This is a genomic window from Streptomyces sp. TG1A-8 (genome assembly GCF_030499535.1).
Taxonomy (GTDB): Bacteria; Actinomycetota; Actinomycetes; order Streptomycetales; family Streptomycetaceae; genus Streptomyces.
The window spans coordinates 2,521,957-2,548,490 of the sequence record NZ_JASTLB010000001.1; the positions used below are offsets into that span (position 1 = coordinate 2,521,957).

28 protein-coding genes are annotated in these 26,534 nt (G+C 73.5%); 14 read left to right on the plus strand and 14 right to left on the minus strand.

Translation table 11 applies throughout. The features are described 5' to 3' along the window. Positions 1-83 precede the first annotated feature (83 nt). Genes QQY24_RS34740 through QQY24_RS10565 form a run of 3 tightly spaced genes read right to left on the minus strand, consistent with a single transcriptional unit; the run spans position 84 to position 2,997 of the window. Positions 84-179 carry an Ms4533A family Cys-rich leader peptide gene (locus QQY24_RS34740; RefSeq protein ID WP_367657987.1) on the minus strand — a complete coding sequence of 32 codons (96 nt, stop codon included), beginning with the start codon at positions 177-179 and terminating at the stop codon, positions 84-86. 56 nt (positions 180-235) lie between these two features. After that, entirely contained in the window at positions 236-1,918 is a 1,683-nt protein-coding gene (locus QQY24_RS10560) for a DUF3152 domain-containing protein (protein ID WP_301972415.1), read from the minus strand. Positions 1,919-1,926: 8 nt separating this feature from the next. Continuing rightward, positions 1,927-2,997: an alpha/beta fold hydrolase gene (locus QQY24_RS10565; RefSeq protein ID WP_301972416.1), complete on the minus strand. Its 1,071-nt coding sequence runs from the start codon at positions 2,995-2,997 to the stop codon at positions 1,927-1,929. A gap of 211 nt (positions 2,998-3,208) precedes the next feature. On the opposite strand from QQY24_RS10565, the gene QQY24_RS10570 reads away from it, so the two are divergent. The 4 genes from QQY24_RS10570 to QQY24_RS10585 all read left to right on the plus strand — a co-directional run bounded on the left by QQY24_RS10570 (position 3,209) and on the right by QQY24_RS10585 (position 5,183). After that, positions 3,209-3,433, plus strand: coding sequence for a hypothetical protein (locus tag QQY24_RS10570; RefSeq protein WP_301972417.1), 225 nt, complete (start codon positions 3,209-3,211; stop codon positions 3,431-3,433). Positions 3,434-3,655: 222 nt separating this feature from the next. Further along, positions 3,656-4,297, plus strand: a complete 642-nt coding sequence (locus QQY24_RS10575; protein WP_301972418.1) for a TetR/AcrR family transcriptional regulator — start codon at positions 3,656-3,658, stop codon at positions 4,295-4,297. A 150-nt stretch (positions 4,298-4,447) separates the two neighbouring features. Then, complete coding sequence (locus QQY24_RS10580) at positions 4,448-4,675, plus strand: DUF3107 domain-containing protein (RefSeq protein WP_301972419.1); 228 nt, start codon at positions 4,448-4,450, stop codon at positions 4,673-4,675. A gap of 238 nt (positions 4,676-4,913) precedes the next feature. Beyond that, a complete protein-coding gene (locus tag QQY24_RS10585; protein ID WP_301972420.1) occupies positions 4,914-5,183 on the plus strand; it encodes a hypothetical protein in 270 nt (89 codons plus the stop codon). Positions 5,184-5,211: 28 nt separating this feature from the next. Here QQY24_RS10585 and QQY24_RS10590 read toward each other — a convergent pair whose 3' ends face one another. Beyond that, complete coding sequence (locus tag QQY24_RS10590; protein WP_301972421.1) at positions 5,212-5,958, minus strand: ferritin-like fold-containing protein; 747 nt, start codon at positions 5,956-5,958, stop codon at positions 5,212-5,214. A gap of 506 nt (positions 5,959-6,464) precedes the next feature. Here QQY24_RS10590 and QQY24_RS10595 point away from each other — a divergent pair. After that, positions 6,465-9,038 (plus strand): DEAD/DEAH box helicase, encoded by a 2,574-nt coding sequence (locus QQY24_RS10595; protein ID WP_301972422.1) that lies wholly within the window; start codon positions 6,465-6,467, stop codon positions 9,036-9,038. A 266-nt stretch (positions 9,039-9,304) separates the two neighbouring features. Further along, complete coding sequence (locus QQY24_RS10600; protein WP_301972423.1) at positions 9,305-10,234, plus strand: alpha/beta fold hydrolase; 930 nt, start codon at positions 9,305-9,307, stop codon at positions 10,232-10,234. Here QQY24_RS10600 and QQY24_RS10605 read toward each other — a convergent pair. Continuing rightward, positions 10,231-11,127, minus strand: coding sequence for an NYN domain-containing protein (locus QQY24_RS10605; protein WP_301972424.1), 897 nt, complete (start codon positions 11,125-11,127; stop codon positions 10,231-10,233). The genes QQY24_RS10600 and QQY24_RS10605 overlap by 4 nt on opposite strands. Positions 11,128-11,332: 205 nt before the next feature. Between QQY24_RS10605 and QQY24_RS10610 the strand changes: the two genes are divergently transcribed. Further along, positions 11,333-11,485, plus strand: coding sequence for a hypothetical protein (locus QQY24_RS10610; protein WP_018571269.1), 153 nt, complete (start codon positions 11,333-11,335; stop codon positions 11,483-11,485). Between the two features lie 98 nt (positions 11,486-11,583). Here QQY24_RS10610 and QQY24_RS10615 read toward each other — a convergent pair whose 3' ends face one another. The 3 genes from QQY24_RS10615 to QQY24_RS10625 form a co-directional block, all read right to left on the minus strand. After that, on the minus strand, positions 11,584-12,189 hold the full coding sequence (locus tag QQY24_RS10615) for a MarC family protein (protein ID WP_301976203.1): 606 nt from the start codon (positions 12,187-12,189) through the stop codon (positions 11,584-11,586). A gap of 78 nt (positions 12,190-12,267) precedes the next feature. Further along, positions 12,268-13,125, minus strand: a complete 858-nt coding sequence (locus QQY24_RS10620; protein WP_301972425.1) for a PHP domain-containing protein — start codon at positions 13,123-13,125, stop codon at positions 12,268-12,270. Positions 13,126-13,285: 160 nt separating this feature from the next. After that, entirely contained in the window at positions 13,286-13,927 is a 642-nt protein-coding gene (locus QQY24_RS10625) for a DUF6758 family protein (protein WP_301972426.1), read from the minus strand. Positions 13,928-14,099: 172 nt separating this feature from the next. Between QQY24_RS10625 and QQY24_RS10630 the strand changes: the two genes are divergently transcribed. Continuing rightward, a complete protein-coding gene (locus tag QQY24_RS10630) occupies positions 14,100-15,323 on the plus strand; it encodes an MFS transporter (RefSeq protein ID WP_301972427.1) in 1,224 nt (407 codons plus the stop codon). Positions 15,324-15,353: 30 nt separating this feature from the next. Here the strand turns inward: QQY24_RS10630 and QQY24_RS10635 are convergent, their stop codons facing one another. After that, positions 15,354-15,938 carry a suppressor of fused domain protein gene (locus QQY24_RS10635; protein ID WP_301972428.1) on the minus strand — a complete coding sequence of 195 codons (585 nt, stop codon included), beginning with the start codon at positions 15,936-15,938 and terminating at the stop codon, positions 15,354-15,356. Positions 15,939-16,412: 474 nt separating this feature from the next. Between QQY24_RS10635 and QQY24_RS10640 the strand changes: the two genes are divergently transcribed. Together QQY24_RS10640 and QQY24_RS10645 are read left to right on the plus strand one after the other, a co-directional pair. Next, complete coding sequence (locus tag QQY24_RS10640) at positions 16,413-17,537, plus strand: magnesium and cobalt transport protein CorA (RefSeq protein ID WP_301972429.1); 1,125 nt, start codon at positions 16,413-16,415, stop codon at positions 17,535-17,537. Between the two features lie 23 nt (positions 17,538-17,560). Then, positions 17,561-18,076 carry a hypothetical protein gene (locus QQY24_RS10645; RefSeq protein WP_301972430.1) on the plus strand — a complete coding sequence of 172 codons (516 nt, stop codon included), beginning with the start codon at positions 17,561-17,563 and terminating at the stop codon, positions 18,074-18,076. Positions 18,077-18,236: 160 nt separating this feature from the next. On the opposite strand, the gene QQY24_RS10650 is transcribed toward QQY24_RS10645, so the two are convergent. After that, positions 18,237-18,998 carry a hypothetical protein gene (locus QQY24_RS10650; RefSeq protein WP_301972431.1) on the minus strand — a complete coding sequence of 254 codons (762 nt, stop codon included), beginning with the start codon at positions 18,996-18,998 and terminating at the stop codon, positions 18,237-18,239. Positions 18,999-19,206: 208 nt separating this feature from the next. Between QQY24_RS10650 and QQY24_RS10655 the strand changes: the two genes are divergently transcribed. The 3 genes from QQY24_RS10655 to QQY24_RS10665 are packed head-to-tail and all read left to right on the plus strand — an operon-like array spanning position 19,207 to position 22,286. After that, positions 19,207-20,520 (plus strand): CBS domain-containing protein, encoded by a 1,314-nt coding sequence (locus tag QQY24_RS10655; protein WP_301972432.1) that lies wholly within the window; start codon positions 19,207-19,209, stop codon positions 20,518-20,520. Beyond that, positions 20,510-21,109: a DUF1003 domain-containing protein gene (locus QQY24_RS10660; protein ID WP_301972433.1), complete on the plus strand. Its 600-nt coding sequence runs from the start codon at positions 20,510-20,512 to the stop codon at positions 21,107-21,109. The genes QQY24_RS10655 and QQY24_RS10660 overlap by 11 nt, the downstream gene beginning before the upstream one ends. Before the next feature lie 43 nt (positions 21,110-21,152). Further along, complete coding sequence (locus QQY24_RS10665; protein WP_301972434.1) at positions 21,153-22,286, plus strand: Mrp/NBP35 family ATP-binding protein; 1,134 nt, start codon at positions 21,153-21,155, stop codon at positions 22,284-22,286. A 76-nt stretch (positions 22,287-22,362) separates the two neighbouring features. On the opposite strand, the gene QQY24_RS10670 is transcribed toward QQY24_RS10665, so the two are convergent. From QQY24_RS10670 to sigE, 4 genes are all read right to left on the minus strand, one after another. After that, positions 22,363-23,031, minus strand: a complete 669-nt coding sequence (locus tag QQY24_RS10670) for a hypothetical protein (protein ID WP_301972435.1) — start codon at positions 23,029-23,031, stop codon at positions 22,363-22,365. A 237-nt stretch (positions 23,032-23,268) separates the two neighbouring features. Continuing rightward, positions 23,269-23,691 carry a sec-independent translocase gene (locus QQY24_RS10675; RefSeq protein ID WP_301972436.1) on the minus strand — a complete coding sequence of 141 codons (423 nt, stop codon included), beginning with the start codon at positions 23,689-23,691 and terminating at the stop codon, positions 23,269-23,271. A 200-nt stretch (positions 23,692-23,891) separates the two neighbouring features. After that, entirely contained in the window at positions 23,892-24,875 is a 984-nt protein-coding gene (locus QQY24_RS10680; RefSeq protein WP_301972437.1) for an anti-sigma factor, read from the minus strand. Then, entirely contained in the window at positions 24,872-25,591 is a 720-nt protein-coding gene (gene sigE / locus QQY24_RS10685) for an RNA polymerase sigma factor SigE (RefSeq protein WP_301972438.1), read from the minus strand. Before sigE ends, QQY24_RS10680 begins: the two co-directional genes overlap by 4 nt. 281 nt (positions 25,592-25,872) lie before the next feature. Here sigE and QQY24_RS10690 point away from each other — a divergent pair, with 281 nt between their 5' ends. Beyond that, on the plus strand, positions 25,873-26,523 hold the full coding sequence (locus QQY24_RS10690; protein ID WP_301972439.1) for an O-methyltransferase: 651 nt from the start codon (positions 25,873-25,875) through the stop codon (positions 26,521-26,523). Positions 26,524-26,534: the final 11 nt, after the last annotated feature.

Consider the following 26,534-nt stretch of genomic DNA (forward strand, 5'->3'; position numbering starts at 1 on the left):
TGGAAGCCCGTCGGAGGTCCGTGACACGGTCACGGACGAGGGGGCGGGGGAAGGGTCGCGACGCGTACGCCGGGAAGGCGGCGTCAGCGACAGTGGACGTCGGCCACGCAGAGCGCGGTCACGCCGATGAGTGCCAGCTCGATGGCGGCACTGCTGGAGACGGCATGGCTGGACCACATGCCGAGAAATATGATCGAAGGCCGGACTCGTGTCAATGTGACATGAGCGGCTCCCGTCATCTTCCGGGGTAGGGCCAGGGGTTGGGCAGGCAGTGGATTCCGTCGTGGTCGAGGAACTTCGTCTGCTGCTGCATGACCGGCGCCAGTTCGCCGTCCTTGTCGCAGGTCACATGGCCGTGTCCGAGCCGGTGGCCGACCTCGTGGTTGATGAGCATCTGCCGGTAGGCGTGGATCTCGTCCCCGTACGTCGTGCTGCCCTGGGCCCACCGGTAGGCGTTGATCATCACGCGTTCCGTGGCCGCCGAGTCGCAGGACACGTTGTCCTCGGTGGTGTCCAGGCCGGACTTGGCGCACCACTGGGCGGTGGTGCCGGGGCTGGCCAGCGTGATCACGAAGTCGGGCTCGCCGGAGGAGACGCGCTCGAAGGTGCGGGCGCCGCCGTGGGCCCAGCTGCGGTCGTCGTTGAGCGTCTTCTGCACGGCCTGTGCGAACAGCTCGGCGTCCAGGCCCAGTCCCCGTTCGACGTCGACGCGGTACCGGAACTTCTGCCCGGTGCCGGGCGCCTTGGCGAAACCGGGGACGGCCTCGAACTTCCCCGAACCCTTCAGCGTGGCGCTCAGCGGGTACGTGCGGGCCATCTTCTGCTCGTACGTCAGCACGGCCGCGCTCGGCGCGGCGGACGGGGTCGCCCGGCCGGCCCCCCGCGCGTCGGACGCCCGGCCGTCGCCGGCGGACCGCGACCCGTCCCCGCTCTCGCGGCCGTGGGTGACCTGGCCCGCGACGACGACCGCGAGCACGGTGGTCACCGCGGCGGCCGCGATCCCCGTGAACGTCCGTCCCCTGCCGCCCCTCGGCTGGGCGGGGACGCCGGTGCGGGGCGCGGTGCCGTCACCGCTTCCGGAGCCGGCCGTGCCGGCACCGTCACCGTGCGGCTCCCGCGGCTCACCGGTCCCGGTGGTGCGGGGCGCGCCCGCCGCCGGGCGGGCCGCGAAGACGTCGAGGTCCTCGTCGAAGGCGTCGAGGTCCTCCTGCCGGGGCCCGAACCGGCCCGGACCCCGCAGGTCCCCGGTGGTTGCGGAGTCCCCGCGCCCGCCGTCACCCGGTCCGCCCGGCCCGGTCCGCCTCTGCCCCTGCCCCTGCCGCGGGAGAGCGGCACCGGGCCCGGGTTCGCCCCGGCCCGCCCCGGAGGCACCCTCGCCACCGCTTGCGGCCCGCCGCGGGAACTCCCCCCAGCCGCCTCCGGCCTCCCACTGCTCGGGGTGCCCGCCGCGGGCATCCGCCCGGGGCGTCCCGCCGGGGGCCTGGGGCACACCGTGCGCGGAGGCGCCGTCGGACAGCCGGGGCACACCGCGTGCCGGGGTGCCGCCGGTGAGGCGGCGCACGCCCCGCGCGGGCGTGCCGTCGAAGGAGCGGTCCTCCCCCGGCGCGGCGCGCCGGGCGCCGCTTCCGAGCCGACCGGCTCCCGGTGCCTGCTGCCGGTCCCGCGCTCCCCGCGACCGGTCCTCCGGCCCCTGCGGCCGGCCGTCCGGCCCCTGCCGCCCCTCCCGCTCCCCCGGCTCCTCCTGCTGTCCCGGCGCCCGCCGCGGTGCGCCCTCCGGTGCCCGGCGTTGGCCCGGGAGCTGGGCGGGCCGTCGGACCCGGCCGGGGTCCTCGGCGCCCGGATCCTGTTCCCTCCGCTGTGCTGCCGTGGCGGCGGAGTCGTCCTTGGGGGCCGGTCCGCGTCGGCTGTGGCGTCCCACCGGGGCCCTCAGCTCCCCGCGCCCGTGGCGGCGGAGCCGCCCCCGGCGGCCGTGCCGGCCCCGGCGCCCGGGGTGTCCGCACCGGCGCCGGCGGTCGCGCCCGCGCCCTTCCGCTCCCCGGCCCCGGCCTCGGCCATGAGGTCGCGGAACGCCCCCGCCACCACCTCCGGGTACTCCATCATCGCCACGTGCCCGGCCTCCGGCAGGGACAGCAGGCGGGAGTCGCGGAAGGAGCGGGCGGCCTTGCGGGCCATGCGGAAGCCGACCAGCTGGTCGCGCAGGCCGTAGACCAGCAGGGTCGGGGCGAGCACGCGCTCGGCCTGGCGCCACAGACCGTGCTGGCCGCCCAGGGTGTAGGCGTTGACGATCCCGCGCGCGGAGCGTGCCATCGCGTCCCAGAAGTACGGCAGCCGCAGGCGTCGTTCCAGTTCCTCCACGGCGTACTGGAAGGCCTCGGGCGAGACGCGGCCGGGGTCGCCGTAACACAGGGCCATGACCCCGCGGACGCGCTGCTCGGCCGTCCACTGCTTGGTTAGCCGGGTGAAGAGCGCGGCCACGCCGGGGACGCCCAGCAGCCCGGTCGGCACGGCGCTGCGCTGGATCCGCAGCTCCGGGAGGGCCGGCGAGACGAGCGTGAGCGTCCGCACGAGATCGGGGCGTACGGCGGCCACGCGCGTGGCGGCGGCGCCGCCGAGCGAGTTGCCGAAGAGGTGGACCGGGCCGCGGCCGGCGGCGTCCAGGTAGCGGATCACCGCGCGCGCGTGCCCGGTGACGGAGTAGTCGCCGTCGTCCGGGGGCGGGGAGTCGCCGAAGCCGGGCAGGTCGACCGCCTCGCTGTCCACGACGCCGTCCAGCTCCGCCATCAGCGCCGACCAGTTCTGCGAGGAACCGCCGAGCCCGTGGACGTACAGCGCGGGCGGCAGGCCCGCGCGGGCGGGCGGGCGCGAACGGACGGCGAGCGTGACCCCGGGCAGTCCCACCGACCTCAGCCGTTCGCCCTCGCCGAGCCGGACGGGTGCCACCCTCGGGAGCACACTGGCACTGGCGGCCGGTACGGACGGCGACTCGGTCGAAGACATGCGGATATGTTACGAGACGATCACGTCGGGGTTCGTGTGTTCGCCGTCACAGGTTGGACACCGGTGGAGCGGAGACAGGAGGGGCGGAACCGCACGGCGAACGGGTGCCGACGGCGTGGCGTCCGGACGGGGCGTCTCCTAGGCTCGTGGAGAGGGCACCCGCGTGTGGCCCCTGCGTCATCCAGGGACGTTCGTAGGAAGGGAGCCCATCATGGCGTACGACCCCATCGAGCCGGACGCGATCGAAGAGCTGGAGGCCGAGGGCGCTCCGGAGTTCGACGTCGAGGCCCCGGAGGTGGACGCCGCCGAACAGCAGGCCGACATCGCGCCGGACCGCGACGACCCCCTCACCTCGGTGGACCCAGACCGCGCGAACGAGGCCGACCTGGCCGAGCAGGCGCGCGTGGTCTCGCTCGACGAGGACGACTACCGCTGAGCCCGCGGGGCCGCCCCCGAGGCCCCGCGGACGCCCCGTGGGGCGGCCCCGCGGCGCCGGGCCGGCCGCGCGGGACTCCCCGCGGTGGCACAAGGCCCGCCTCGCGGCTTTCGTCGCCATCCGGTCCGTGAGATTCTGCGCTCGCGGCGCGCACACGACGGTTACCGAAAAGTACGATGGCCACGCGGCCGACACCGCACGTGGACGACTTTGGGAGGCGGCGTGACAGCCATCGAGCAGACCGAGGCGGCACGCCCACGCGGCACCCGCCTGCCGCGCCGAGCCCGGCGGAACCAGTTGCTGGGCGCCGCCCAGGAGGTTTTCGTCGCGCAGGGCTACCACGCGGCGGCGATGGACGACATCGCCGAGCGGGCGGGCGTCAGCAAGCCGGTGCTCTACCAGCACTTCCCCGGCAAGCTCGACCTCTACCTCGCCCTGCTGGACCAGCACTGCGAGTCGCTGATCCACGCGGTGCGCGGCGCGCTGGCGTCGACGACGGACAACAAGCAGCGCGTCCGGGCGACCATGGACGCCTACTTCGCGTACGTCGAGGACGACGGCGGCGCGTTCCGGCTGGTCTTCGAGTCGGACCTGACCAACGAGCCGGCGGTGCGCGAGCGCGTCGACAAGGTCACCAACGAGTGCGCCGAGGCGATCTGCGAGGTCATCGCCGAGGACACGGGCCTGTCGCGCGCGGAGTCGATGCTGCTCGCCTCCGGCCTCGGTGGCCTGGCGCAGGTGGTCGCGCGCTCGTGGCTGCACAGCGACCGCAGCGTGCCGCGCGACCAGGCGGTGCGGCTGCTGGCCTCGCTGGCGTGGCGGGGCATCGCCGGCTTCCCGCTGCACGGCACCGACCACCACTGAGCCCATCGGCCCGGTGACCGGACCGTTCCCGCCCGCTGTTCGCTTCTGGCGTTCCCGGGGTGCGGCACGGCCGTCCCCTCACCGGGCTAATGTGTGCAGCGTAGGGCGCGGAAGATCGCGCACATCACTGACCGTCGGAGGGACATAGCCGTGGAGGTCAAGATCGGCGTGCAGCACGCGCCCCGCGAGATCGTTCTGGAGAGCGGCCAGAGCGTCGAGGAGGTCGAGCGCGTGGTGGCCGAGGCGCTGGCCGGCAAGTCGCAGCTGCTGAGCCTCGCGGACGAGAAGGGCCGCAGGATCCTCGTCCCGGCGGAGCGCCTGGCGTACGTGGAGATCGGCGAGCCGACCATCCGCAAGGTCGGCTTCGGCACGCTGTAACCCGTACCGCGACGAACCGGTACGCGCGGGAGGGGCCCGGCGGCACTGTGCCGCCGGGCCCCTCCCGCGCGGGAGACGCGCAGACGGTGGAAACCGTGGGGGCGTGCAGGCCGTGACGGTGGGGGCTGTGCACAGATGGAGCACAACCCGCCCACAGCGGAGGATTGCAACCCGCAGGTCACGGGTATGACGGGCTAGGACCGTCAAGCAGAGGCCGGCCGTGGGAGGGACCCCCGACATGATCCTTGAAGTGCTCGGATCCGCCTTGCTCGGTCTGGTGCTCGCCTGGGCCGCGGCGCACCGCCTCGCCCACCGGCTGCCGACCCGCCCCCTGGTCTTCTCGACGGGCGTCGCCGGAGCCCTCTTCGGCGACTTCGTCACCCACAGCGCCCTGGGCCCCGGCAGCACCCTGCTGAACCTGCTGGGCGCCGCGGTCGTCTCGGCGGCCTCCCTGTCCCTGCTCCTGCGCCCGGCGCGCCGCCTGCGCCGCCGATCGGCGACGGCGTAGGCACGGGGCGCCGGGACCGTCGGGGACGCTAGGCGGCCAGACCCAGCGCGGCCATCCGCTTCGTGTGCGCCTCCGTGATGCGGGAGAACATCTTTCCGACCTCCGCGAGGTCGAAGCCGTCCGCGACACCGCCCACCAGCATGGTCGACAGCGCGTCCCGGTCGGCGACCACCCGCTGGGACTGCGACAGCGCCTCCCCCATCAGCCGCCGCGCCCACAGTGCCAGCCGCCCGCCCACGCGCGGGTCGGCGTCGATGGCGGCCCGCACCTTCTCCACCGCGAATCCGGCGTGCCCGGTGTCGTCGAGGACGGACAGGACCAGCTCGCGGGTGTCGGCGTCGAGGCGGGCCGCGACCTCCCGGTAGAAGTCGCTCGCGATCGAGTCGCCGACGTACGCCTTGACCAGGCCCTCCAGCCAGTCCGAGGGCGCCGTCTGCCGGTGGAAGCCGTCCAGGGCCGCGACGAACGGCTCCATCGCCGCGGTCGGCTCCTCGCCGATCCCGGTCAGCCGGCTGCGCAGCCGCTCGAAGTGGTGGAACTCGGCCGAGGCCATCTTCGCCAGCTCGGCCTTGTCCGCGAGGGTCGGCGCCAGCTTGGCGTCCTCCGCGAGCCGCTCGAACGCCGCCAGTTCGCCGTACGCGAGCGCGCCGAGCAGGTCGACGACCGCGGCACGGTAGTGCGGGTCGGCGGAGGCCTGCGCCCAGTTCCGGGCGGCGACACCGGTGTGTCCGGCGGGTGCGGCGGAAGCGTTCTCAGCCTTGTCAGAGCTAGTCATGAGGCGCACAATAGCCCGCTCGCCGCGGTTCGAAAGCCTCTGACCGAGCACTGTGACGACGACTACGTGACCAAATCGGCCATCACATGTGCGCGAATCCGGGGTATGGTGGTAATGCGCCCTGCTGAGTGCGTCGACGGTGTTCGACGTGTCCCGACGGGCCGCACGCATGAGGATGCCCGGTCGGTGGCCCGATCGGCTCCGACCCGACAGCCCTCCCCCGCCGCACGGCTCAGCGCGTACGGCGAACGGAGGGACACCCTCAGCGGTACGAGCGCTAGAGCGTCGGCAGAGGTCCCGTGCCATACGGCTTGCCCGAGTGGCTCGCCCGTACGGCAGCCGACGTCCCCGGCACGGTCCGTCAAAGACCCCCGCGCTCGCCTCGCACCGCGCCACACAGAAGAGGCAGCACCCTGACTACGACGTTTCGAGACCTCGGGATCCTTCCCGAGACGGCCGAGGCCCTGGAAGCCGTCGGCATCATCACCCCCTTCCCCATCCAGGAGATGACGCTCCCCGTCGCCCTTTCCGGCACGGACGTCATCGGCCAGGCCAAGACCGGCACCGGCAAGACGCTGGGCTTCGGCCTCCCGCTCCTGGAGCGCGTGACCGTCCCCGCCGACGTCGAGGCGGGACGCGCCGCCCCCGAGGCCCTCACCGACGCCCCGCAGGCGCTCGTCGTGGTGCCCACGCGCGAGCTGTGCACGCAGGTCACGAACGACCTCCTGACGGCCGGCAAGGCCCGCGACGTGCGCGTGCTGGCGATCTACGGCGGCCGGGCCTACGAGCCCCAGGTCGAGGCCCTGAAGAAGGGCGTCGACGTGATCGTCGGCACGCCGGGCCGTCTGCTGGACCTGGCCGGGCAGAAGAAGCTGGACCTGAAGCACGTCCGGTGCCTGGTGCTCGACGAGGCCGACGAGATGCTCGACCTGGGCTTCCTGCCCGACGTCGAGAGGATCATGGACATGCTGCCGGCCCGGCGCCAGACCATGCTGTTCTCGGCCACCATGCCGGGCGCGGTCATCGGCCTGGCCCGCCGCTACATGTCGCAGCCCACGCACATCCGCGCCACCGCGCCGGACGACGAGGGCGTGACGGTGGCGAACATCAAGCAGTTCGTCTACCGCGCGCACTCCATGGACAAGCCGGAGATGATCGCCCGCATTCTGCAGTCCGAGGGCCGCGGTCTCGCGATGATCTTCTGCCGGACGAAGCGGACGGCGGCGGACATCGCCGATCAGCTCCAGCAGCGCGGGTTCGCCTCGGGCGCCGTCCACGGCGACCTGGGCCAGGGTGCGCGCGAGCAGGCCCTGCGGGCCTTCCGCAACGGCAAGGTCGACGTCCTGGTGTGCACCGACGTCGCCGCGCGCGGCATCGACGTCGAGGGCGTCACCCACGTCATCAACTACCAGTCCCCCGAGGACGAGAAGACGTACCTGCACCGCGTCGGCCGTACGGGCCGCGCGGGCGCCAAGGGCACGGCGGTCACGTTCGTCGACTGGGACGACATCCCGCGCTGGCAGCTGATCAACAAGGCGCTGGAGCTGAATTTCAACGACCCGGTGGAGACGTACTCGACGTCCCCGCACCTGTTCTCCGACCTCAACATCCCCGCGGGTACGAAGGGCGTGCTGCCGCGCGCGGAGCGGACCCGCGCCGGGCTGGACGCGGAGGAACTGGAGGACCTCGGCGAGACCGGCGGCCGCGGTGCGCGCGGTCGCGGTGGCCGGGGCGGTCGCGGGGAGCGCGCCGGTTCCGGCGCCCGCGTCGAGTCCGGCACCGCCGAGCGGGAGCGTCCGGCACGTGCGCCGCGGCGCCGCCGCCGTACACGCGGCGGAGCCCCGCTGGACGCCTCCCCCGCCACGGCCCCCACGGCACCGGCCGCCGAGACCGGCACCGCCGGGACCGAGGAGGCCACGGCACCGGCCCGCATACCGCGCCGCCGTCGCCGCACGCGCAGCGGAACGGGCACGGAGCCGCTGGCGACCGCCTCGGCAACCGTGACTCCCGAGGCCGCCGCGGCTGCCGTGGAGTCGCTGGACACGGCGGAGGGCCCGGCCACGCCGGACGCCCCGCGCCGCCGCACCCGGAAGCAGGCGGAGGCGGCCGGGCAGACGCCGGCCGCCTCCGCGGTGACCGGATCCGCGGTACTCGAGCCGGCACCGGTGGCTGCCGCCCCGGAGACGCCGGAGGTCGCCGGGGCTCCCGGGACCAGGCCGCGCCGCACCCGCAAGGCGGCGGCCACCGCCGCCGAAACGGCCGTGGACACGGCCGCAGGCACCGACGAGACCGCCCCGGAGACCAAGCCCCGCCGCACCCGCAAGACCGCCGCCGCCGCCGAAACCGCGGTGGACACGGCCGAGGCCACCGAAGCCAAGCCGCGCCGCCGCACCCGCAAGACGGCCGAGCCCACCACCGAAACGGCCGTGGACACGGCCGCAGGCACCGACGAGACCGCCCCGGAGACCAAGCCCCGCCGCACCCGCAAGACCGCCGCCACCGCCGAAACCGCCGTGGACACGGCCGAGGCCACCGAAGCCAAGCCGCGCCGCCGCACCCGCAAGACGGCCGAGCCCACCACCGAAACGGCCCTGGACACGGCCGCAGGCACCGACGAGACCGCCCCGGAGACCAAGCCCCGCCGCACCCGCAAGACCGCCGCCACCGCCGAAACCGCCGTGGACACGGCCGAGGCCACCGAAGCCAAGCCGCGCCGCCGCACCCGCAAGACGGCCGAGCCCACCACCGAAACGGCCCTGGACACGGCCGCAGGCACCGACGAGACCGCCCCGGAGACCAAGCCCCGCCGCACCCGCAAGACCGCCGCCACCGCCGAAACCGTCGAGGACGGTGCCGAGGTGGCCGCGCCCCGGGCGCGGCGGACCCGCAAGGCCGTTGCCGAGGCGGCTGTTCCGGAGATTCCGGCGCAGGCCACCGAGGAGCCGGAGGTCAAGCCGCGGCGCCGCACCCGCAAGGTCGCGGCGCCGGCCGCCGAAGCCGCCGGCGGGGCGGCCGAGGCCCGGCCCAAGGCGCGCCGGACGCGGAAGGCGACGGCGGCCGTGGAGGCTCCCGAGGCCTGATCCGGCACGCGCCGAACCCGCGCGCCACGTCCTCACCCGGTGGCCCGGTCCCTGCCCAGGGACCGGGCCACCGGTGCGTCCGCACGTGGAACCGACACCCCGCCCCCCACCCACATACACAGGCCGGCCCCACAGCCCGCGGCACTCCGCCCCTCCCTCCCCGGGGCCGCGAGGAGCCGAGCGACCGGCACCCGCACGCCGGTACCCGAGGGATCACCCCACCCCGCCGGGCGTCCCGCACTCCGCGCCCCCGATACCCTCTCCGCATGAGCAGGCCCCCCACCTTCGTCCCGCCCCCCGGCGCCCGTGCGTACGCGCTGCGGACCGCGCGCGGTGAGTTCGCCGTCGTCGACGCGCCCGTGGCCGACGGGGTCGAACCCAGGGGGGTCGCCCTGCTGGTGCCGGGGTTCACCGGGAGCAAGGAGGACTTCAACCCGGTGCAGGCGCCGCTGGCCGGGCGCGGGTACCGCACCGTCGCGGTGGACGGGCGCGGGCAGTTCGAGTCGGACGGACCCGACGGCGACGAATCCGCCTACGCCCAGGAGGAGCTGGCGCGGGACGTGCTGGCGCAGGCGGAGGCGGTCGGCGGGCCGGTGCACCTGCTGGGGCACTCGCTGGGCGGCCAGATCGCGCGTGCGGCCGTGCTGCTCGACCACTCGGCGTTCGCGTCGTTCACCCTGATGGCCTCCGGCCCGGCGCAGATCTCGGTCTCCCAGCAGCAGCGCGTCGAGCTGCTGCGGGACGCCCTCGCCGTGATGACGATGGCGCAGGTGTGGGACGCGATCCAGGCGATGGAGACGCCCGAGGAGACGGCCACGGGCGGCCTCGACGGCGGCCTGGACGACCGGGAGGATCTGCGGCGCCGCTGGCTGGGCACCAGGCCCGCCCAACTCCTGTCCACCGGACGCCAGTTGTGCGTAGAGCCGGACCGGGTCGCGGAACTGGCCGCCGTACCGCTGCCGTTCCACGTCCTGTCGGGCGAGCGGGACGACACCTGGCCGCCGGCGCTGCTCGACGACATGGCCGTACGGCTGGGCGCGCGTCGGACGGTCGTCGAAGGGGCCGGGCACTCGCCCAACACCGACCGCCCGCTCGCCACGGCCCGCGCCCTCGCGGACTTCTGGGACGGGTCCGCGAACCGGGACCGGACGGCGACCCCCGGGGGGTGCCCGCCCGAGCCGGAGGGGACCGCCTAGTACTGCGCCTGCAGGTGCTCCCAGAAGCCGTCGCGCAGGGCGCGGCGCAGGTCGGCCTGGCCGCGCAGGGAGTACTGGAGGAGCCCCTCGGCCTCGACCAGCAGGTCCTGGTCGACGGAGCCGGGCAGGTAGGGGTGGCCGGGGAGGAGTTCGGCCAGGGGCTCGCGGCCCCGTGCGGCCAGCCACTTGGCCGCGATCTGGGCGCCGACGAAGCGGACCTCCTCGCGGGTGGGCCGGGCCCCGGCGGTGGCCTCGTAGGCGGCGGCCGTGCGGCGCGAGACGTAGGGCTTGAAGAACTCCAGGTCGAGGGTGCGCTGGCTGTCGACCTCCCAGAGCAGCGGTTCGGCCTGGTTGCGCCCCTCGGGTGCCTCGATGCCCCACAGGTGGACGCGGGCGCCGTAGCCCTGGGCCGCCTCGACCGCGGACACCAGGTCCTCGTCGCCGCCGAGGAGGGCCGCGTCGCTGATGGCACGGTGGCGGGCTAGGGACTCCAGGTCGGAGCGGATGAGCGAGTCGACGCCCTTTTGCTGGTTGTTGGCGTTGAGGTTGCCCAGGCGGACCTTGACGTCGGGCAGTTCGGCGATGGTCTGCTGCTCGGCGGTGTGGATGCGGCGGCGGGCGCCGTCGTACCAGTAGACGCGCAGCAGGCGGCTGTCCGCGAAGATCGTGCGGGCCCTGTCGATGAGCGCTTCGATCAGGCCCTCGGCGTCGAGGTCGAAGGCGCGCCGGTCCTCCGTGCCGGCGACCAGCCGGCCGGCGGCCGCGTACAGGTAGCCCGCGTCGACGAAGATCGCGTGGGTGGAGGGCGTCTTCGCCACCTCGGCGAGCATGCGCTGCAGCAGCTCGTTCGTGCGGTCGATGCGGGCGCCCATGGCCGCCAGGTCGTCGTTCATCGCCTCCATTGTCCCGGTGGTCACGCTGCGAACACAACCGGTCCCGATCAGTTCCACGACTACCACTTACCGGTCAGTAATTAGTTGTTCGAAAAATTTTTTTAGCGTAGGGAATGTTTGTAACGTACGGACCGTTGGATACGTACGACACCACGTCACCCCAAGTAGTTCTCCGCAGGAGGATGACCAGACGAAGGGAGAAGCCATGCGCTTCGAAATCATGCGACTCGACGAGGTCGACGGCACCACCGTGGACAGCACCGTCGTGGACGCCGCCTCCGTCAACCGGATCGTGCAGCAGGCCGCCGCCATAGGGCAGCGCCTGTGGATCCGCCCGGCCGACACCCCGGCCTCGTAGCAGACACAGACGCGGATCACCGCAGACGCCTTCGAAGCCCCCGCACGGACCGACGCCGTGCGGGGGCCTCGTACGTCCGGGCACCGTGCGCCGGGGGCTCAGGCGCCCCTGATCACCTGCGTGACCCCGTTGATGATCTGCTGCACGGCGATCGCGGAGAGCATCATGCCCGCGAGCCGTGTCACCAGGACCACCCCCCCGTCCTTGATGACCCGGATGATCAGCAGCGAGTAGCGCATCACCAGCCACAGCACGACGTGGATCGCGAGGATCGCGGACCACACCGAGACCTGCGTGGACACGCTGTCGGCCCTCTGCACGGCCAGGATCACCGACACGATGGCGCCCGGGCCCGCCAGCAGCGGCATGCCCAGCGGGACGAGGGCGACGTTCACGTCCTTGGTCTGCTTGGGCTCGTCGGTCTTGCCGGTGAGCAGGTCCAGCGCGATCAGCAGGAGCAGCAGCCCGCCCGCGATCATCAGCGCGGGGACGGAGACGTGCAGGTAGTCCAGGATCCGGTGGCCGAGGACACCGAAGACGGCGATGACGCCGCCCGCCACGCAGACGGCCTGGAAGGCCATCCGCCTCTGCACCTTGGCCGGCCGTCCGGCGGTCAGGGCGAGGAAGATGGGGGTGATCCCCGGGGGATCCATGATGACGAAAAGGGTCAGGAACAGGGAGCCGAAGACGGCGGCGTCGAACATGGCGGTGCGCAAGGCCTTGCGGAAGAGGGGGTGACGGGGGGTGCGGGCGCGAGCGGGTGAGGCGCGCCGGCCTCGGCCTCAGGCTCCGCCGGTCCCCGGCACCGGGAACGCCCCGGTCGCGCGCCGGGTGATCTCCCCGTACACCTCGGGGTCCGTCGTGTGCGCGCCCAGCGACACGGTCTTGCGGCTGCCGTGGTAGTCCGAGGACCCGGTGACCAGCAGCCCCAGCTCCTTCGCCAGGCCCCGCAGCCGGGCCCGCGCGTCGGCGTCGTGGTCCATGTGGTCGACCTCGACGCCGTCCAGACCGGCCGCGGCCATCTCGGCGATCGCCGCCTCCGGGACCGTACGGCCGCGCTTGGCGGCGGCCGGGTGCGCGAAGACGGCCACGCCGCCCGCGCCCTTGATCAGCCGGATCGCCTCGAAGGGGTCGGTCTCGTGCTTCGCCACGAAGGCCCGGCCGCCGTCGGCCAGCCATTCCGGGGTGAACGCGTCGCCGACGGTGGGCACCACGCCCAGTTCGACGAGCGCGGAGGCGACGTGCGGGCGCCCCACGGAACCGCCGGCGGCGATCCGCTCGACCTGCTCCCAGGTGACGGGCACGCCCAGCGCGTTGAGCCTGGTGACCATGGCCCGGGCCCGCGGCACCCGGTCGTCCCGGACCAGTTCGCGCTCGGCGAGCAGGGCGGGCTCCCCGGGGTCGAAGAGGTAGGCCAGCATGTGCATGGAGACGCCGTCGATGCGGCAGGACAGCTCGGCGCCGGTGACCAGCGTGAGTCCCGCGGGCAGCGCGGCGATCGCCTCGGCGTGACCGCGGGTGCTGTCGTGGTCGGTCAGCGCGACGACGTCCAGTCCGGCCGCGGCGGCGTTGCGCACCAGCTCGGCCGGGGTGTCCGTGCCGTCGGAGGCCGTGGAGTGACAGTGCAGGTCGATGCGCACGGTGACTCCAAGCGGTGCCGGGGCGGAGGGGGACACCCAAGGATAACCGCAGCACGACATGCCCCGTCACACCCGCAGCGGGCCCGCACCCCCTACAACCCCCGCCCGCCCGGGTGCCGGGCCGCGTCCGGCCGGCAGCCGCGCGCCGGCCGGACGCGGGTCAGGGACGCAGCAGCCTCGGTGACAGCGCCCCGCACGGGACCAGGTCCAGCTCGGCCCCCGCCTCGCGCAGGTCCGTCAGCACCACTTCGTCGTACATCAGCAGCCCCGACTGCTCGGGCCACATCACCGCCCACAGCCACATGCCGAGGGCCTCGCCGGCGAAGACGGCACGGTCGTCGGGGGTGCGGAAGACGTGCCAGAGCGGGGTCGGGCGGCCGGCGGCCAGGACCTTCGCCTGGGGCGGCTTCTCCACGTTCATGTACGAACCCGGGTCCGGGCCGTCGATGCCCGCGTACCGGGCGCCGAGGCCGACGCCGAGCTCCTCGGCGACGAGGATCAGCTCGCCGGGTCCGCCGAGCGGGCCGGGTCCGGAGCAGGCCACGGCGGTCGCACGGCCCCCGGTGCGTTCGTCCCCCGCGTAGGTCACGCCCGTGAACAGCCAGCCGACCGGCAGCGGCCAGGGCATCCAGACCGGGACCCGGGTGCGTTGGACCACGACGCCGAGCGCCTCGACGCTGGGCGGGATCACGGGCTGCAGCGGATGCACCGGACCGTGCGCCTCGCACTGCCAGGTGTCGGCGAAGAGGCCGGGAGCCCTGACCCGGCCACCACACTTCGGGCAACTGGGTTCGCCCCTCATAGAGCTCCACGCTCCTACCCCGGCCCGCCCGCGTCAAGGACGATCACCCGTCCGGACGGAACCGGGCACCCGGCCCGGCCGGACACCGACTGGATGCACCTTGCATTAGTTAGCCCGGCTAACTTACTATGTGCATACAGCAACTACTTGTTCGCCGTGATGGGAGAAGCACATGGACCCCTTCGACGCGGGAGCCGGCGGCATCCTGCGACAGCCCAAGGCGGTCTGGGCCACGGCCGGCGCCTCGGTCGTCGCCTTCATGGGCATCGGCCTCGTCGACCCGATCCTGCCGTCCATCGCGCAGGGGCTGCACGCCACCGCCAGTCAGGTGTCCCTGCTCTTCACGTCCTACTTCCTGATCACCGCGGTCGCGATGCTGCTGACCGGCTTCGTCTCCAGCCGCATCGGCGGCCGCAGGACCCTGCTGCTCGGACTCGCCTTCGTGGTGGTCTTCGCGGGGCTGGCCGGCACCTCGGACACGGTCGGCCAGCTCGTCGGCTTCCGGGCCGGCTGGGGACTCGGCAACGCCCTGTTCGCCTCGACCGCCCTCGCCGTCATCGTCGGCGCCGCGGCCGGCGGCAGTGCGGCGGCGATCCTGCTCTACGAGTCCGCGCTCGGCCTCGGCATGGCCTGCGGGCCGCTGCTCGGCGCCGTGCTCGGCAACATCAGCTGGCGCTACCCGTTCTTCGGCACCGCCACGCTGATGGCGATCGGCTTCCTGTGCATCACGGCGTTCCTGAAGGAGCAGCCGAAGCCGGCCCGCAGGACCTCGCTGCTGGACCCGCTCAAGGCCCTCGGCCACGGCGGCCTGGCCTCGGCGGCCGCCTCGGCGTTCTTCTACAACTACACGTTCTTCACCGTGCTGGCCTTCACGCCGTTCGTGCTCGACATGACCCCGTACCGCTCGGGCGCGGTGTTCTTCGCCTGGGGCCTGCTCCTCGCCGTCTTCTCGGTGATCGTGGCACCGCGCATGCAGGAGCGCTTCGGCTCGCTGAAGGTCCTGGGTGGCTCGCTCGTGCTGCTCGCGGCGGACGTGCTCGTGCTCGGCTACGGCGGCCACACCACGGCCGTCGTGTGCACGATCCTGTCCGGCGCGTTCATCGGCGTGAACAACACGGTCTACACCGAACTGGCCCTCGGCGTGTCGGACGCGCCGCGCCCGGTGGCGAGCGCCGGCTACAACTTCGTCCGCTGGTTCGCCGCCGCCGCCGCGCCGTACTTCGCGCCGAAGATCGAGGAGTGGACCGACGTCCACGTCCCGTTCGCGGTCGCCGCGGTCACCGCGGTGCTGGGCGCGCTGGTCGTGCTCGTCCGGCGCCGCTCCCTCACCCACGAGGCGGAGGAACGGGCGCCGGAGCACGCCACCGAGGACGGCGTCACGGCCTTCGCCGGCTGACGCCCGCCGGCGGGAGGCCGGTGGGTCCGCTCACCCCAGCGGGACGGACGCGCGGGCGGGGTCCCGCAGGTCCGTCCCGTTCGCCAGCCAGCGCTCCTGCAGGGCCTGCGCGCCGTGCACCCGTTTCCAGGCGGCCTCGTTGGGGGTCATCGGCAGCAGCGGCAGGAACCGTACGGCCTCCATCGGGCCGTCCAGCTCCAGGTCCTCGACCAGGCCGCCGGGCTCACCGACCAGGACCGAGGTGAAGGGAGCGCCGGGCCACAGCGGCTCCCCCACGTCCAAGGAGGCGCCCGGAGCCACCACCACCCCCTCCACCTGCGGGGACGCGGCGAGGACGGCGAGCGGGCGGAGCACCTTGTCGGTGTCGGCGAGTCCGGCGCGCACGGAGAGGACCAGCTCGGCGCGGGGGCCCCTGACGGGGTCGGCGAGCTGGGCCGCGGGATCCGTCATGGGGTGCGCGGACATGCCGAGCGTGGCGTAGCGGACCAGGTCCCCCTCCTGGAACCGGAGCACCTCGATGCGGTCCGTGCCGAGGAAGGTGACCGCGGCCCGCGCGTCCGGTGCGCCCAGCGCGGTGTTCAACCGTGCCTCGACCAGAGGGAGAACTTCAACCATGCGGTGAGCATAGAACTCGTCAGCAGCGGGCAAAGCGGGGCCTTGACACTTCGGGCGACTGCTACGCTGAGCCGGTGGTTCGGGGCAGCACGCAGAAGCGTGGCTATCGGGTCCCGGCGCCGAGGAGACTCCCTTACGGGGGACCGACCGGAGGAGGTGGGGCTGTCATGGATCGAAGTCGACCTGGTAGTACCACTCGCTCTTCCGGTTGCTGATGTAGTTACTGCCGGCTGCCACCCTCACGTTCGCTTCGCCGTTCGGAAGAGCACTTCGTCTCGCTTTGCCTGATCTGTGTCAGTCCTGCATCAGCAGCGAAGTCGTCACCGCGACGGTGCGGTGCTCCCCGCTTTGTGGACGTGCCGAACATCCTTCCCTGCCCGACGGCGGGGGAACCTTCGCAGGACGTCCCCATTCCGGGTGGTTCCAACCGATCGCCGGCGCACGTTCGCCGCCCGTCTGCGAAGGAGCCTGCCCATGTCGATGATTCGCGACCTGCGCGCCGTGGTCCGCCCGTCGTCCCGCGTCTCGCTGCGCAAGGAGACGAGCGCGCCCTACGACGCCACGCGCGACCCGGCCACCCCCTCGGCCGTCGTCGACTGCGCCGTCTACCGCGACGGCGCCCGCGTGGAGAGCGGCAGGCCGCTGTCCCCGCAGGAGGCGATGCGGCTGGTGCGGCGGGACGGCGGATTCGTGTGGATCGGGCTCCACGAGCCGACCGAGTCGGAATTCGCCGGTATCGCCGGGGAGTTCGGGCTGCACCCGCTGGCCGTCGAGGACGCGGTGCAGGCGCACCAGCGGCCGAAGCTGGAGCGGTACGACGACTCGCTGTTCACCGTCTTCAAGACCATCCACTACGTCGAGCACGACCGGCTCACCGCCAACAGCGAGGTCGTGGAGACGGGTGAGGTCATGTGCTTCACCGGCCGGGACTTCTTCATCACCGTCCGGCACGGCGGCCAGGGCTCCCTGCGGGCGCTGCGGCACCGGCTCCAGGACGACCCCGAACTGCTCGCCAAGGGCCCCTCGGCCGTGCTGCACGCCATCGCCAACCACGTGGTGGACGGCTACATCGCGGTCGCCGACGCCGTGCAGGACGACATCGACGAGGTGGAGACCGAGGTGTTCTCCCCCGGCCGCAAGGGCGGGGTGTCGCGCGGTGTGGACTCGGCGCGGATCTACCAGCTCAAGCGCGAGGTGCTGGAGTTCAAGCGGGCGGTGGCCCCGCTGCTGCGGCCGATGCAGCTGCTGAGCGAGCGGCCCATGCGGCTGGTCGACCCGGACATCCAGAAGTACTTCCGGGACGTCGCCGACCACCTGGCCCGGGTCCAGGAGCAGGTCATGAGCTTCGACGAACTGCTCAACTCCATTCTCCAGGCCAACCTCGCGCAGGCCTCCGTCGCGCAGAACGAGGACATGCGCAAGATCACCGCGTGGGCCGCGATCATCGCCGTCCCGACGATGGTGTGCGGGGTGTACGGCATGAACTTCGACCACATGCCCGAACTGCACTGGAAGTACGGCTACCCGGTGATCATGGGCATCACGGTCGTCCTGTGCCTGGGCATCCACCGCACGCTGAAGCGCAACGGCTGGCTGTGAGCGGGGCTGGATAGGCTGGGCGCATGACAAGGGAGCTGTTCGACCAGGCCCTCATCGAGGAGGCCACCAAGAAGTCCGGCCTCGTCTGGGTCAGGGGTGCCGGGGCCCCGGCGGCGCGTGCGCTGTGGCACGTGTGGCACGGCGGTGCGGTGTGCCTGGTCGGCGACGGGCCCGGGGAACAGCCGCTGACCGGGCTGGCCGACGGGGGTTCGGCCGAGGTGACCGTGCGCAGCAAGGACAAGGGGGGCCGGCTGGTGAGCTGGCCGGCGACCGTGTCCGAACTGGCTCCCGGCTCGGCGGGGTGGGAGGCGGCGGTGGCCGAGCTGAAGGGCAAGCGGCTCAACGCCCCCGACGCCGAGGCGATGCCGCAGCGGTGGTCCCGCGAGTGCAGGGTGCTCCGTCTGGTGCCCGCCGGAGCTCCGGCTCCGCTGCCCGAGGACAACTTGGCGGCACGCCCCGTCCCGACCCCGGCGACCACCCGGCAGCCGGTCCCGGCTGCCCTGCCGCGGCTCCTGACGAGGCGTCGCCGCAAGAAGTGACGGCGGCCGGCCCCGGCGGCGCGCCACCGGCGAACGGCCGGACGGCGCACGGCGCCGCGGGAACGCGCCGGGCGGCCGGGCGCGGCGCCGGATCCGGGCGGCAGGTGTCCCGTCGGCCGCCCGCGCCCCACCGCGGTGCGCCCCGCCCGCCAGGGGCCCGCTAGGACGCCGGAAGCTGTTTGCCGTAGTCCACCGTCTGGGACCCGTCGGGCTGGGCGAGGCGGAAGTCCTTGCCCCAGTCGGAGAAGCGGAGCGTGCCCGCGCCGCCGGCGCGGACCAGACGGAGGGGGTAGGGGTCGCCCTGGAGGGAGACGTCCAGGGCGCCGCCGGCGCCCTTGTCGCCGGTGATCCGGATCGTGCGGGTACCCGCCTGCTCGTGGTGGCCGTCCGTCGCCAGCGTGCCGTGCAGCGTGAGCAGTCCGTCGAGGAGGACGTCCTTGTCCGTGAAGCCGCTGAACTTCTTGTACGCGGGATCCCCCTGCGGCACCTTCACGTACTTGCCGCCGAGCTTGCCCGCGGCCCCCGCGTCCCCGCTCCCGCCGGCGGGGCCGTCCGCCTGGGCCCAGAAGTCCGCGTCGGCCTTCAGGTACAGCTGTGTGCCGACCCGCAGCAGCCGGAAGGCCGCCCCCCGGGAGGTGACCGAGCCGATCCCGCCGTCGTCCTTCAGCCGCATGTCCAGCCGGTACGTACGGCCGCTGGTGACCACGCTCCCGGACAGCCGTACCATCGGCGCCGCGTCCGCCGCCGCCCGCGTCCTCGCCTGGATCCTGTCGGCGGGCAGCCTGCCCACCCCGTTCGTGCCCGCGTCCGGGTCCTCACCGCCGCAGCCCGACAGCACCGCCGCTCCCGCCACGGCGCACGCCGCGCCCACCAGCGTGGCCCGGTGAGCACGGCGGGTTCGGCCCTGGAGAATCGCAGTCACCGGTGGGGCTGCCTTTCTGACGGTTCCTGAGCGGCGTACGGCAGCGTACCGGGGCCCGGCCCGGCCGGCGGAGCCAGTCCGTGCGGACCGGCCACCGGGGCGTACCCCGTCGGTACGGGCTAGCCTGAAGCGCACCCGAGCGGGCAGAAGAGAACAAATCCCACGCAAGGCAAGCAAAGAGAGCAGAGCGAGCAAAGGAAGCAGAGCCATGGCAGCCGGCGTTCCCCGGATCTTCGTCTCGCACCTCGCCGGGGTCCCCGTGTTCGATCCGGCCGGCGACCAGGTGGGCCGCGTCCGCGACCTCGTCGTCATGCTGCGCGTCGGCCGGCGGCCCCCGCGCGTGCTCGGGCTGGTCGTGGAACTGGCCACCCGGCGCCGCATCTTCCTGCCCATGACCCGGGTGACCGGCATCGAGTCCGGGCAGGTCATCACCACCGGTGTGCTCAACGTGCGCCGCTTCGAGCAGCGGCCCACCGAGCGGCTGGCCTTCGGGGAGCTGCTCGACCGGCGGGTGACGCTGGTGGAGACCGGCGAGGAGGTCACCGTCCTCGACGTGTCCGTGCAGCAGCTGCCCGCGCGCCGGGACTGGGAGGTCGACCGCGTCTTCGTGCGCAAGGGCAGGAAGGGCGGCGCCTTCCGGCGGGCCAGGGGGGAGACGCTGACCGCCGAGTGGTCGGCCGTCACCGGCTTCTCGCTGGAGGAGCACGGGCAGGGCGCCGAGAGCCTGCTCGCCACCTTCGAGCAGCTGCGCGCCGCAGACCTCGCCAACGTCCTGCACCACCTGTCCGCCAAGCGGCGCGCCGAGGTCGCCGCCGCCCTGGACGACGACCGCCTCGCCGACGTCCTGGAGGAGCTGCCCGAGGACGACCAGATCGAGATCCTCGGCAAGCTGAAGGAGGAGCGCGCGGCGGACGTCCTGGAGGCCATGGACCCGGACGACGCGGCCGATCTGCTCTCCGAGCTGCCGGAGGAGGACAAGGAGCGGCTGCTGAGCCTGATGAAGCCGGCCGACGCGGCCGACATGCGGCGCCTGATGGCGTACGAGGAGCACACCGCGGGCGGTCTGATGACCACCGAGCCGATCGTGCTGCGGCCGGACGCCTCCGTCGCGGACGCGCTCGCCCGCGTCCGCAACCCCGACCTGTCCCCCGCGCTCGCCGCCCAGGTCTACGTCTGCCGGCCGCCCGACGAGACCCCGACCGGCAAGTACCTGGGCACGGTCCACTTCCAGCGGCTGCTGCGCGACCCCCCGTACACCCTGGTCAGCTCGCTCGTCGACGACGACCTGCAGCCCCTGTCCCCCGGGGCCGCGCTGCCGGTCATCGCCGGGTTCTTCGCCACGTACGACATGGTGGCCGCGCCCGTGGTGGACGAGTCCGGGTCGCTGCTCGGGGCGGTCACCGTGGACGACGTGCTGGACCACATGCTGCCCGAGGACTGGCGGGAGACGGAGTTCCACCTGGACGAGGAGACCGGCGAGCGCACCGCGGTGGACAAGGGGGCGCAGTCGCATGGTTCCTGAGCGCGAGGGCGGCCGCGAGCGCGGACCGGCCGGTGCCACGGCCACACCCCGGCGCACGCTCCGGCTGGACCAGCCGCGCCCGCCGCGCCGCCGGTTCCTGCCCGAGTGGGACCCGGAGGCCTTCGGCCGGCTGTCGGAGAGGATCGCCCGGTTCCTGGGCACGGGGCGCTTCATCGTCTGGATGACGGTCGTCATCGTGCTGTGGGTGCTGTGGAACATCGCCGCGCCGGCGGCTCTGCGCTTCGACCAGTACCCGTTCATCTTCCTGACCCTGATGCTGTCCCTGCAGGCCTCCTACGCGGCCCCGCTGATCCTGCTCGCGCAGAACAGGCAGGACGACCGCGACCGGGTCAACCTGGAGCAGGACCGCAAGCAGAACGAGCGGTCCATCGCCGACACCGAGTACCTGACCCGGGAGGTGGCCGCGCTGCGGACGGGGCTGGGCGAGGTGGCCACCCGTGACTGGATCCGGTCCGAGCTGCAGGACCTGCTCAAGGAGCTGGAGGAACGCCACCGCCGCGACGGCCGCGTCGTGTTCCCGGCGGAACGGGCGGACCACCCCGGCGGACGTGACGCAGAAGACCGCTGAGGAGTTACCCGCGGGCCCCTCGGCGCGCCGTACCATCGTCCTTATGGCTACGGAAGACGCGGTGCGCGAGGCACTGGCGACGGTGAACGACCCCGAGATCAACCGTCCCATCACCGAACTGGGGATGGTCAAGTCGGTGGAGATCGGCGCGGACGGAGCGGTCGCGGTCACCGTCTACCTGACGGTGTCCGGCTGCCCGATGCGCGACACCATCACGCAGCGCGTCACGGAGGCCGTCTCCCGGGTCGAGGGCGTCACCCGGGTCGACGTGACGCTGGACGTGATGAGCGACGAGCAGCGCAAGGAGCTGGCCCACGCCCTGCGCGGCGGCCAGGCCGAGCGCGAGGTCCCCTTCGCCAAGCCGGGCAACCTCACCCGCGTCTACGCGGTCGCCTCCGGCAAGGGCGGCGTCGGCAAGTCGTCGGTGACGGTGAACCTGGCCGCCGCCATGGCCGCCGACGGACTCAAGGTCGGTGTCGTGGACGCCGACATCTACGGCCACAGCGTGCCGCGCATGCTGGGCGCGGACGGCCGGCCCACCCAGGTCGAGAACATGATCATGCCGCCGTCGGCGAACGGCGTGAAGGTCATCTCCATCGGCATGTTCACCCCGGGCAACGCCCCGGTCGTGTGGCGCGGCCCGATGCTGCACCGCGCCCTCCAGCAGTTCCTGGCCGACGTGTACTGGGGCGACCTGGACGTCCTGCTCCTGGACCTGCCGCCCGGCACCGGTGACATCGCCATCTCGGTCGCGCAGCTGATCCCGAACGCCGAGATCCTGGTCGTGACGACGCCGCAGCAGGCGGCCGCCGAGGTCGCCGAGCGCGCCGGTTCCATCGCGGTCCAGACGCACCAGAAGATCGTCGGTGTGGTCGAGAACATGTCCGGCCTGCCCTGCCCGCACTGCGGCGAGATGGTCGACGTCTTCGGCACGGGCGGCGGCCAGCTGGTGGCGGACGGCCTGACCCGCACCACGGGCGCGTCGGTCCCGGTGCTCGGCAGCATTCCCATCGACGTCCGCCTGCGCGAGGGCGGCGACGAGGGCAGGCCGGTGGTGCTGACCGACCCCGCCTCCCCGGCGGGCTCGGCGCTGCGGGCCATCGCGGGGAAGCTGGGCGGACGCCAGCGGGGCCTGTCGGGCCTGTCCCTGGGCATCACGCCGAAGAACAAGTTCTGACACCTCGCGCGGCGGCGCGGGAAGCCGGTTCCGGGCCGCGCGGGGAGGGGGCGCCGCGGTGTGCGGCGCCCCCTCCTCACGCGTAGGCGGAGATGTCCTTCACCACGGCGAACCCGAGGCCGTACGCGCTCATCCCGCGCCCGTAGGCCCCCACGTGCACCCCGGCCCCGGTGGAACCGGCCAGCACCCACCCGAACTCGCTCTCCCGGTAGTGGAACGGGGTGGCCACCCCGTCCACCGGCAGGGAGAGCCGGGACCACTCCGGGCCGTCCAGGTCGTCGGCCAGCGCCCACGCGGTCTCGGTCTGCTGGTCCAGCCAGTCGTCCCGCAGGCTGTGGTCCATCTGCCCGGGCCAGGTGAAGGACAGCAGTCCCACACCCGCCAGCCAGGCGGCCGAGGACACCGACGTGGCCTCCAGCAGCCCCGTACCGTCGGCGCTCCTGCGGGTCGGGTTCGCGGCCACGGTGACCACCACCGCGAACTTTTCCCGAGCCTCGTCCGTGGCCGCGGCCACGTACTCGTTGCGCACCGAGGGCTCGTCGCCGTGCCCGATCGAACCGTGCTCCACGGCCCCGTCGGCCGCCGTGCCGACCTGCATCAGCCAGCGCGGGCCCGTGAACGCCTCGTCGAGGCCGTACCACGGGAACGGAGCCCGCAGGTATCCGTCGATCGCGCGGCGGGCGGAGGGGAACTGCTGGCCCTCCGCGGCCGGCGCCTGTGCGCCCACCCGACTCGTCGTCTCCATCTGACCGGACGCCTCCTCGCTCTCGTCGGACCGGGCGGCCCGCCCCCCTTCGGGCGTACTCGTCCGGTCCGCACAACAACTCGGCAGCATATCCACACCGCCGGGAGCAGCAGGGAAACCGCCCGGCGCGTGGGGCGTCCGAGGGACCTGTTCAGGCCGTGTGCGGCAGGTGCGCGCCATGAGACACGTCACACGCCCTCGCGCGGTCCCGCGTGTCGGGCCGGGCGGGGCGCCGGGTCAGGTGGCGTCCGCGTCGAAGACCGGGCGGTCGTCCTCGCCGGGGTCCTCGGGCTTCTTGGCCATGTCGACGCGTCCGCCGGGGGACGGGGTGTCGCCGCCGCGGCCGTGGACGGCGTCCGTGACCTCGGCCATCTCCTTCTTCAGGTCGAAGCCGTTGCGGATCTCCTTCAGCCCCAGGTCCTCGTTGTCCAGCTGCTTGCGCAGGAAGGTCTTGGGGTTGAGGTCCTCGAAGTCGAAGTCCTTGAAGTCGGGGCCCAGCTCGGCGCGGATGTCCTGTTTCGCGCTCTCCGAGAACTCTCGGATCTTCCGGATCGTGCGCATCACGTCCTGGATGACCTTCGGGAGCTTGTCCGGACCGAAGACGAGCACGGCGAGCACAATGATCGTCACCAGCTCGAGTGGTCCTATGTCATTGAACACCTGACGCTCCTTGCGCTGTCTCGGTCGCTCAACGGTACCCGGCACACCGGTGCGACCGGTACCGGCCCGAGGTGAGACTTGCGTCAGTTCCGCTCCGAAGCACCCGGCACGGGGGAACCCCCCGTCCACCGCCGCCGCGCGCCCGCCGGCCCGGGGCCGCCATCCGTGCGGGGACGGCTCCGGGACCGGCTCCGGGGCGGTCAGGGCATCCGGCGGGAGGCGGAAGCCGGGGCGGGTGGGGAGGCCGGGGCGGGAGCGGTGGTGGGGACGGGGACGGACAGCAGGCCGACGGCGGGGTCGGGGGCCGGGGCCCAGGCGATCAGGTCGGTCTCGTCCAGCGGGCGTATCAGCGCGGAGACCGCTGCCGCGCCGGCCATCACCGGCGCGGTCAGGGCGTGCAGCGGGTCCTCGGGCCGCACGCCGGCCGAGGAGGACACGCCGGGCAGCAGCGGCGCGGCCGCCGACACCGGCGCCACCGGGGTCGGGGCGAGCAGGCCGCCCTGGGTGAGGAGCGGTGCGACCGGGCGGCGGCGCTGGGTGTCGGGGGTGGCCGCGCCCGCGCCCCCGGTGCCCGCCGGGCGGACCGGGCCGACGGTGCCCGCGGCGCCGCCGCCACGGGCCTCCGCGGCCGTGTCGCCGGGGACGGCGCCGGTCATGCCGCCGAGGGCGACGGCGGCCAGGGACACCGCTCCGGCGGCGGCGAACGCGAACCGCAGCCCGCGCGAGGCGGCGCGGTCGCCGTCCGGGCGGCCCACGGGGTGGACCGGGAAGCCGCGTTCCCCGAAGGCCAGGGGCCGGGCGGGGACGGCGGAGACGGCGGGGACGTAACCGAACTCGAAGCGCTCGCCGCGCCGCACACCGAAGGCGCCGGTGCCGGAGTCCCGCCCGAGCGGTCCGTCCTCCGCCGAGGGCGGGCCGCCGTCCGCGTCACCGCCCCCGGGAAGGCCCTGGAGGCGGGCCAGGAAGCTCTCGGAGGGCGGGGGCGGGGCCGCCTGCGCGAACACGTCCTTCAGCCGCCGCTGGGCGTCCGCCTCCGCCTTGCACCGGGCACAGGTGGCCAGGTGGGCGAGGACGCGCTCGCGCGACTCGTGACCGAGTTCTCCGTCCACCAGGGCGGAGAGGCGGTCTCCCAGGTGCTGCTCTGCGAGGTGTGCCTCGACAGGTTTCGGCCGTGATCCACTCACGCGGTCGCGCCTCCTCCCCCCAGGGCCGGCACCCGGGGGACGAAGGAGCGCCGCTCGGCCCTCCTCGCCTCGGGCGAGCGGTGGGCGAGTGCCTTGCGCAGCTGGGAACGGCCGCGGTGGATGCGGGAGCGGACGGTGCCGAGCTTCACGCCGAGGGTCGCGGCGATCTCCTCGTAGGACAGTCCCTCGATGTCGCACAGGACGACGGCGGCGCGGAACTCCGGCGCGAGGGTGTCCAGGGCCTGCTGGACGTCCGCGTCGAAGTGGGCGTCGTTGAAGGCCTGCTGCGGGGTGGGCTCGCGGCTGGGCAGGCGCTCGGCCGCGTCCTCGCCGAGGGCGTCGAAGCGGATGCGCTGCTTGCGCCGGACCGTGTCCAGGAACAGGTTGGTGGTGATGCGGTGCAGCCAGCCCTCGAAGGTGCCCGGCGAGTACGTGGACAGCGAGCGGAAGACGCGGACGAAGACCTCCTGGGTGAGGTCCTCGGCGTCGTGCTGGTTGCCCGTGAGGCGGTAGGCGAGCCGGTAGACCCGGCCGCTGTGCGTGCTGACGATCTCCTCCCACGTGGGCGGAGTCCACGCCTGCCCGTCCGCGTCGGTGGAGAAGGTCGCGGTCTGGGCGGCGGCCGCGGCGGAGCCGGCGGCGGCGTGGCTGTGGTCAGCAGCGGTGTCGGTCACGGATCTCGGCCTGCTCGCCGGCCCGAGGAAGCGCCGCAGCACTCCTGCTCGGTCACCGGATGCGGCCGCACCTCCCCTGTCGGCTCTGGTGGTGTCCAGCGGAGCCCCTACCATAACCACCTCGCCCGTTAGCTCCGGATAAGGGGTTTTACGAGAATTTGATGCACACTGATGCGCCTCGTGCGGCTGCGTCAGCATGTGCTCGGCGTCCTGACCCACCTCATACCCCCCGTCGCGTCCCCGGCCACCTGCTCACCCGTATAAACGCCCGGTCCCATCTGCGGGTTCCCGGCGCCAGCGGATACAGTCACGCCCAGGCAACCATGGGCAAGGAGAGGGCCATTACCGGCAACCGGCAGACGAGCTGGGCGTTCGTCGACGCCTTTGTCGCCGAGGACGAGGCGCTGCGCTGGGCCCGTGACCGGGCCCACGAGGCAGGGCTGCGCTCGGTGTCGCCCAGTGCGGGCGCCGCGCTGCGGGTGCTGGCCGCCTCCGTGGACGCGAAGGCGGTCGCGGAGATCGGCACCGGGTGCGGCGTGTCCGGGATCCACCTGCTGCACGGCATGCGGCCGGACGGGGTGCTCACCACGGTCGACTCGGAGCCGGAGAGCCAGCAGTTCGCCCGGCAGGCCTTCCGGGCCTGCGGCTTCGCCAGCAACCGGGCCCGCTTCATCCCGGGCCGCGCCCTGGAGGTGCTGCCCCGGCTGGCGGACGCCGGGTACGACCTCGTCTTCTGCGACGGGGACCGCCTGGAGTACCCGGACTACCTCGCTGAATCGTTGCGTCTGCTGCGGCCCGGCGGCCTGGTGGTCTTCGAGGGCGTCTTCGCGGGCGGCCGCACGGTCGACTCGGGGCCGCAGCCGACGGAGGTGCTGCGGCTGCGGGAGCTGCTGCGGACGGTGCGCGAGAGCCCGGAGCTGGTGACGTCGCTGCTGCCCGTCGGCGACGGGCTGCTGTGCGCCGTCAAGCGGTGACCGGGGCGGCG

Excerpts from the sequence above, each read along its gene's own strand:
- QQY24_RS10645 (WP_301972430.1), top strand. The coding sequence starts at position 17,561 with ATGACAAGGGAGCTGTTCGACCAGGCCCTCATCGAGGAGGCCACCAAG.
- QQY24_RS10670 (WP_301972435.1), bottom strand. The coding sequence starts at position 23,031 with ATGGAGACGACGAGTCGGGTGGGCGCACAGGCGCCGGCCGCGGAGGGC.
- QQY24_RS10595 (WP_301972422.1), top strand. The coding sequence starts at position 6,465 with ATGACGCTCCCCGTCGCCCTTTCCGGCACGGACGTCATCGGCCAGGCC.
- QQY24_RS10570 (WP_301972417.1), top strand. The coding sequence starts at position 3,209 with ATGGCGTACGACCCCATCGAGCCGGACGCGATCGAAGAGCTGGAGGCC.
- QQY24_RS10610 (WP_018571269.1), top strand. The coding sequence starts at position 11,333 with ATGCGCTTCGAAATCATGCGACTCGACGAGGTCGACGGCACCACCGTG.
- QQY24_RS10655 (WP_301972432.1), top strand. The coding sequence starts at position 19,207 with ATGGCAGCCGGCGTTCCCCGGATCTTCGTCTCGCACCTCGCCGGGGTC.
- QQY24_RS10590 (WP_301972421.1), bottom strand. The coding sequence starts at position 5,958 with ATGACTAGCTCTGACAAGGCTGAGAACGCTTCCGCCGCACCCGCCGGA.
- QQY24_RS10585 (WP_301972420.1), top strand. The coding sequence starts at position 4,914 with ATGATCCTTGAAGTGCTCGGATCCGCCTTGCTCGGTCTGGTGCTCGCC.
- QQY24_RS10660 (WP_301972433.1), top strand. The coding sequence starts at position 20,510 with ATGGTTCCTGAGCGCGAGGGCGGCCGCGAGCGCGGACCGGCCGGTGCC.
- QQY24_RS34740 (WP_367657987.1), bottom strand. The coding sequence starts at position 179 with ATGTGGTCCAGCCATGCCGTCTCCAGCAGTGCCGCCATCGAGCTGGCA.
- QQY24_RS10630 (WP_301972427.1), top strand. The coding sequence starts at position 14,100 with ATGGACCCCTTCGACGCGGGAGCCGGCGGCATCCTGCGACAGCCCAAG.
- QQY24_RS10640 (WP_301972429.1), top strand. The coding sequence starts at position 16,413 with ATGTCGATGATTCGCGACCTGCGCGCCGTGGTCCGCCCGTCGTCCCGC.
- QQY24_RS10690 (WP_301972439.1), top strand. The coding sequence starts at position 25,873 with ATGGGCAAGGAGAGGGCCATTACCGGCAACCGGCAGACGAGCTGGGCG.
- QQY24_RS10605 (WP_301972424.1), bottom strand. The coding sequence starts at position 11,127 with ATGAACGACGACCTGGCGGCCATGGGCGCCCGCATCGACCGCACGAAC.
- QQY24_RS10665 (WP_301972434.1), top strand. The coding sequence starts at position 21,153 with ATGGCTACGGAAGACGCGGTGCGCGAGGCACTGGCGACGGTGAACGAC.
- QQY24_RS10565 (WP_301972416.1), bottom strand. The coding sequence starts at position 2,997 with ATGTCTTCGACCGAGTCGCCGTCCGTACCGGCCGCCAGTGCCAGTGTG.
- QQY24_RS10615 (WP_301976203.1), bottom strand. The coding sequence starts at position 12,189 with ATGTTCGACGCCGCCGTCTTCGGCTCCCTGTTCCTGACCCTTTTCGTC.
- QQY24_RS10635 (WP_301972428.1), bottom strand. The coding sequence starts at position 15,938 with ATGGTTGAAGTTCTCCCTCTGGTCGAGGCACGGTTGAACACCGCGCTG.
- QQY24_RS10625 (WP_301972426.1), bottom strand. The coding sequence starts at position 13,927 with ATGAGGGGCGAACCCAGTTGCCCGAAGTGTGGTGGCCGGGTCAGGGCT.
- QQY24_RS10600 (WP_301972423.1), top strand. The coding sequence starts at position 9,305 with ATGAGCAGGCCCCCCACCTTCGTCCCGCCCCCCGGCGCCCGTGCGTAC.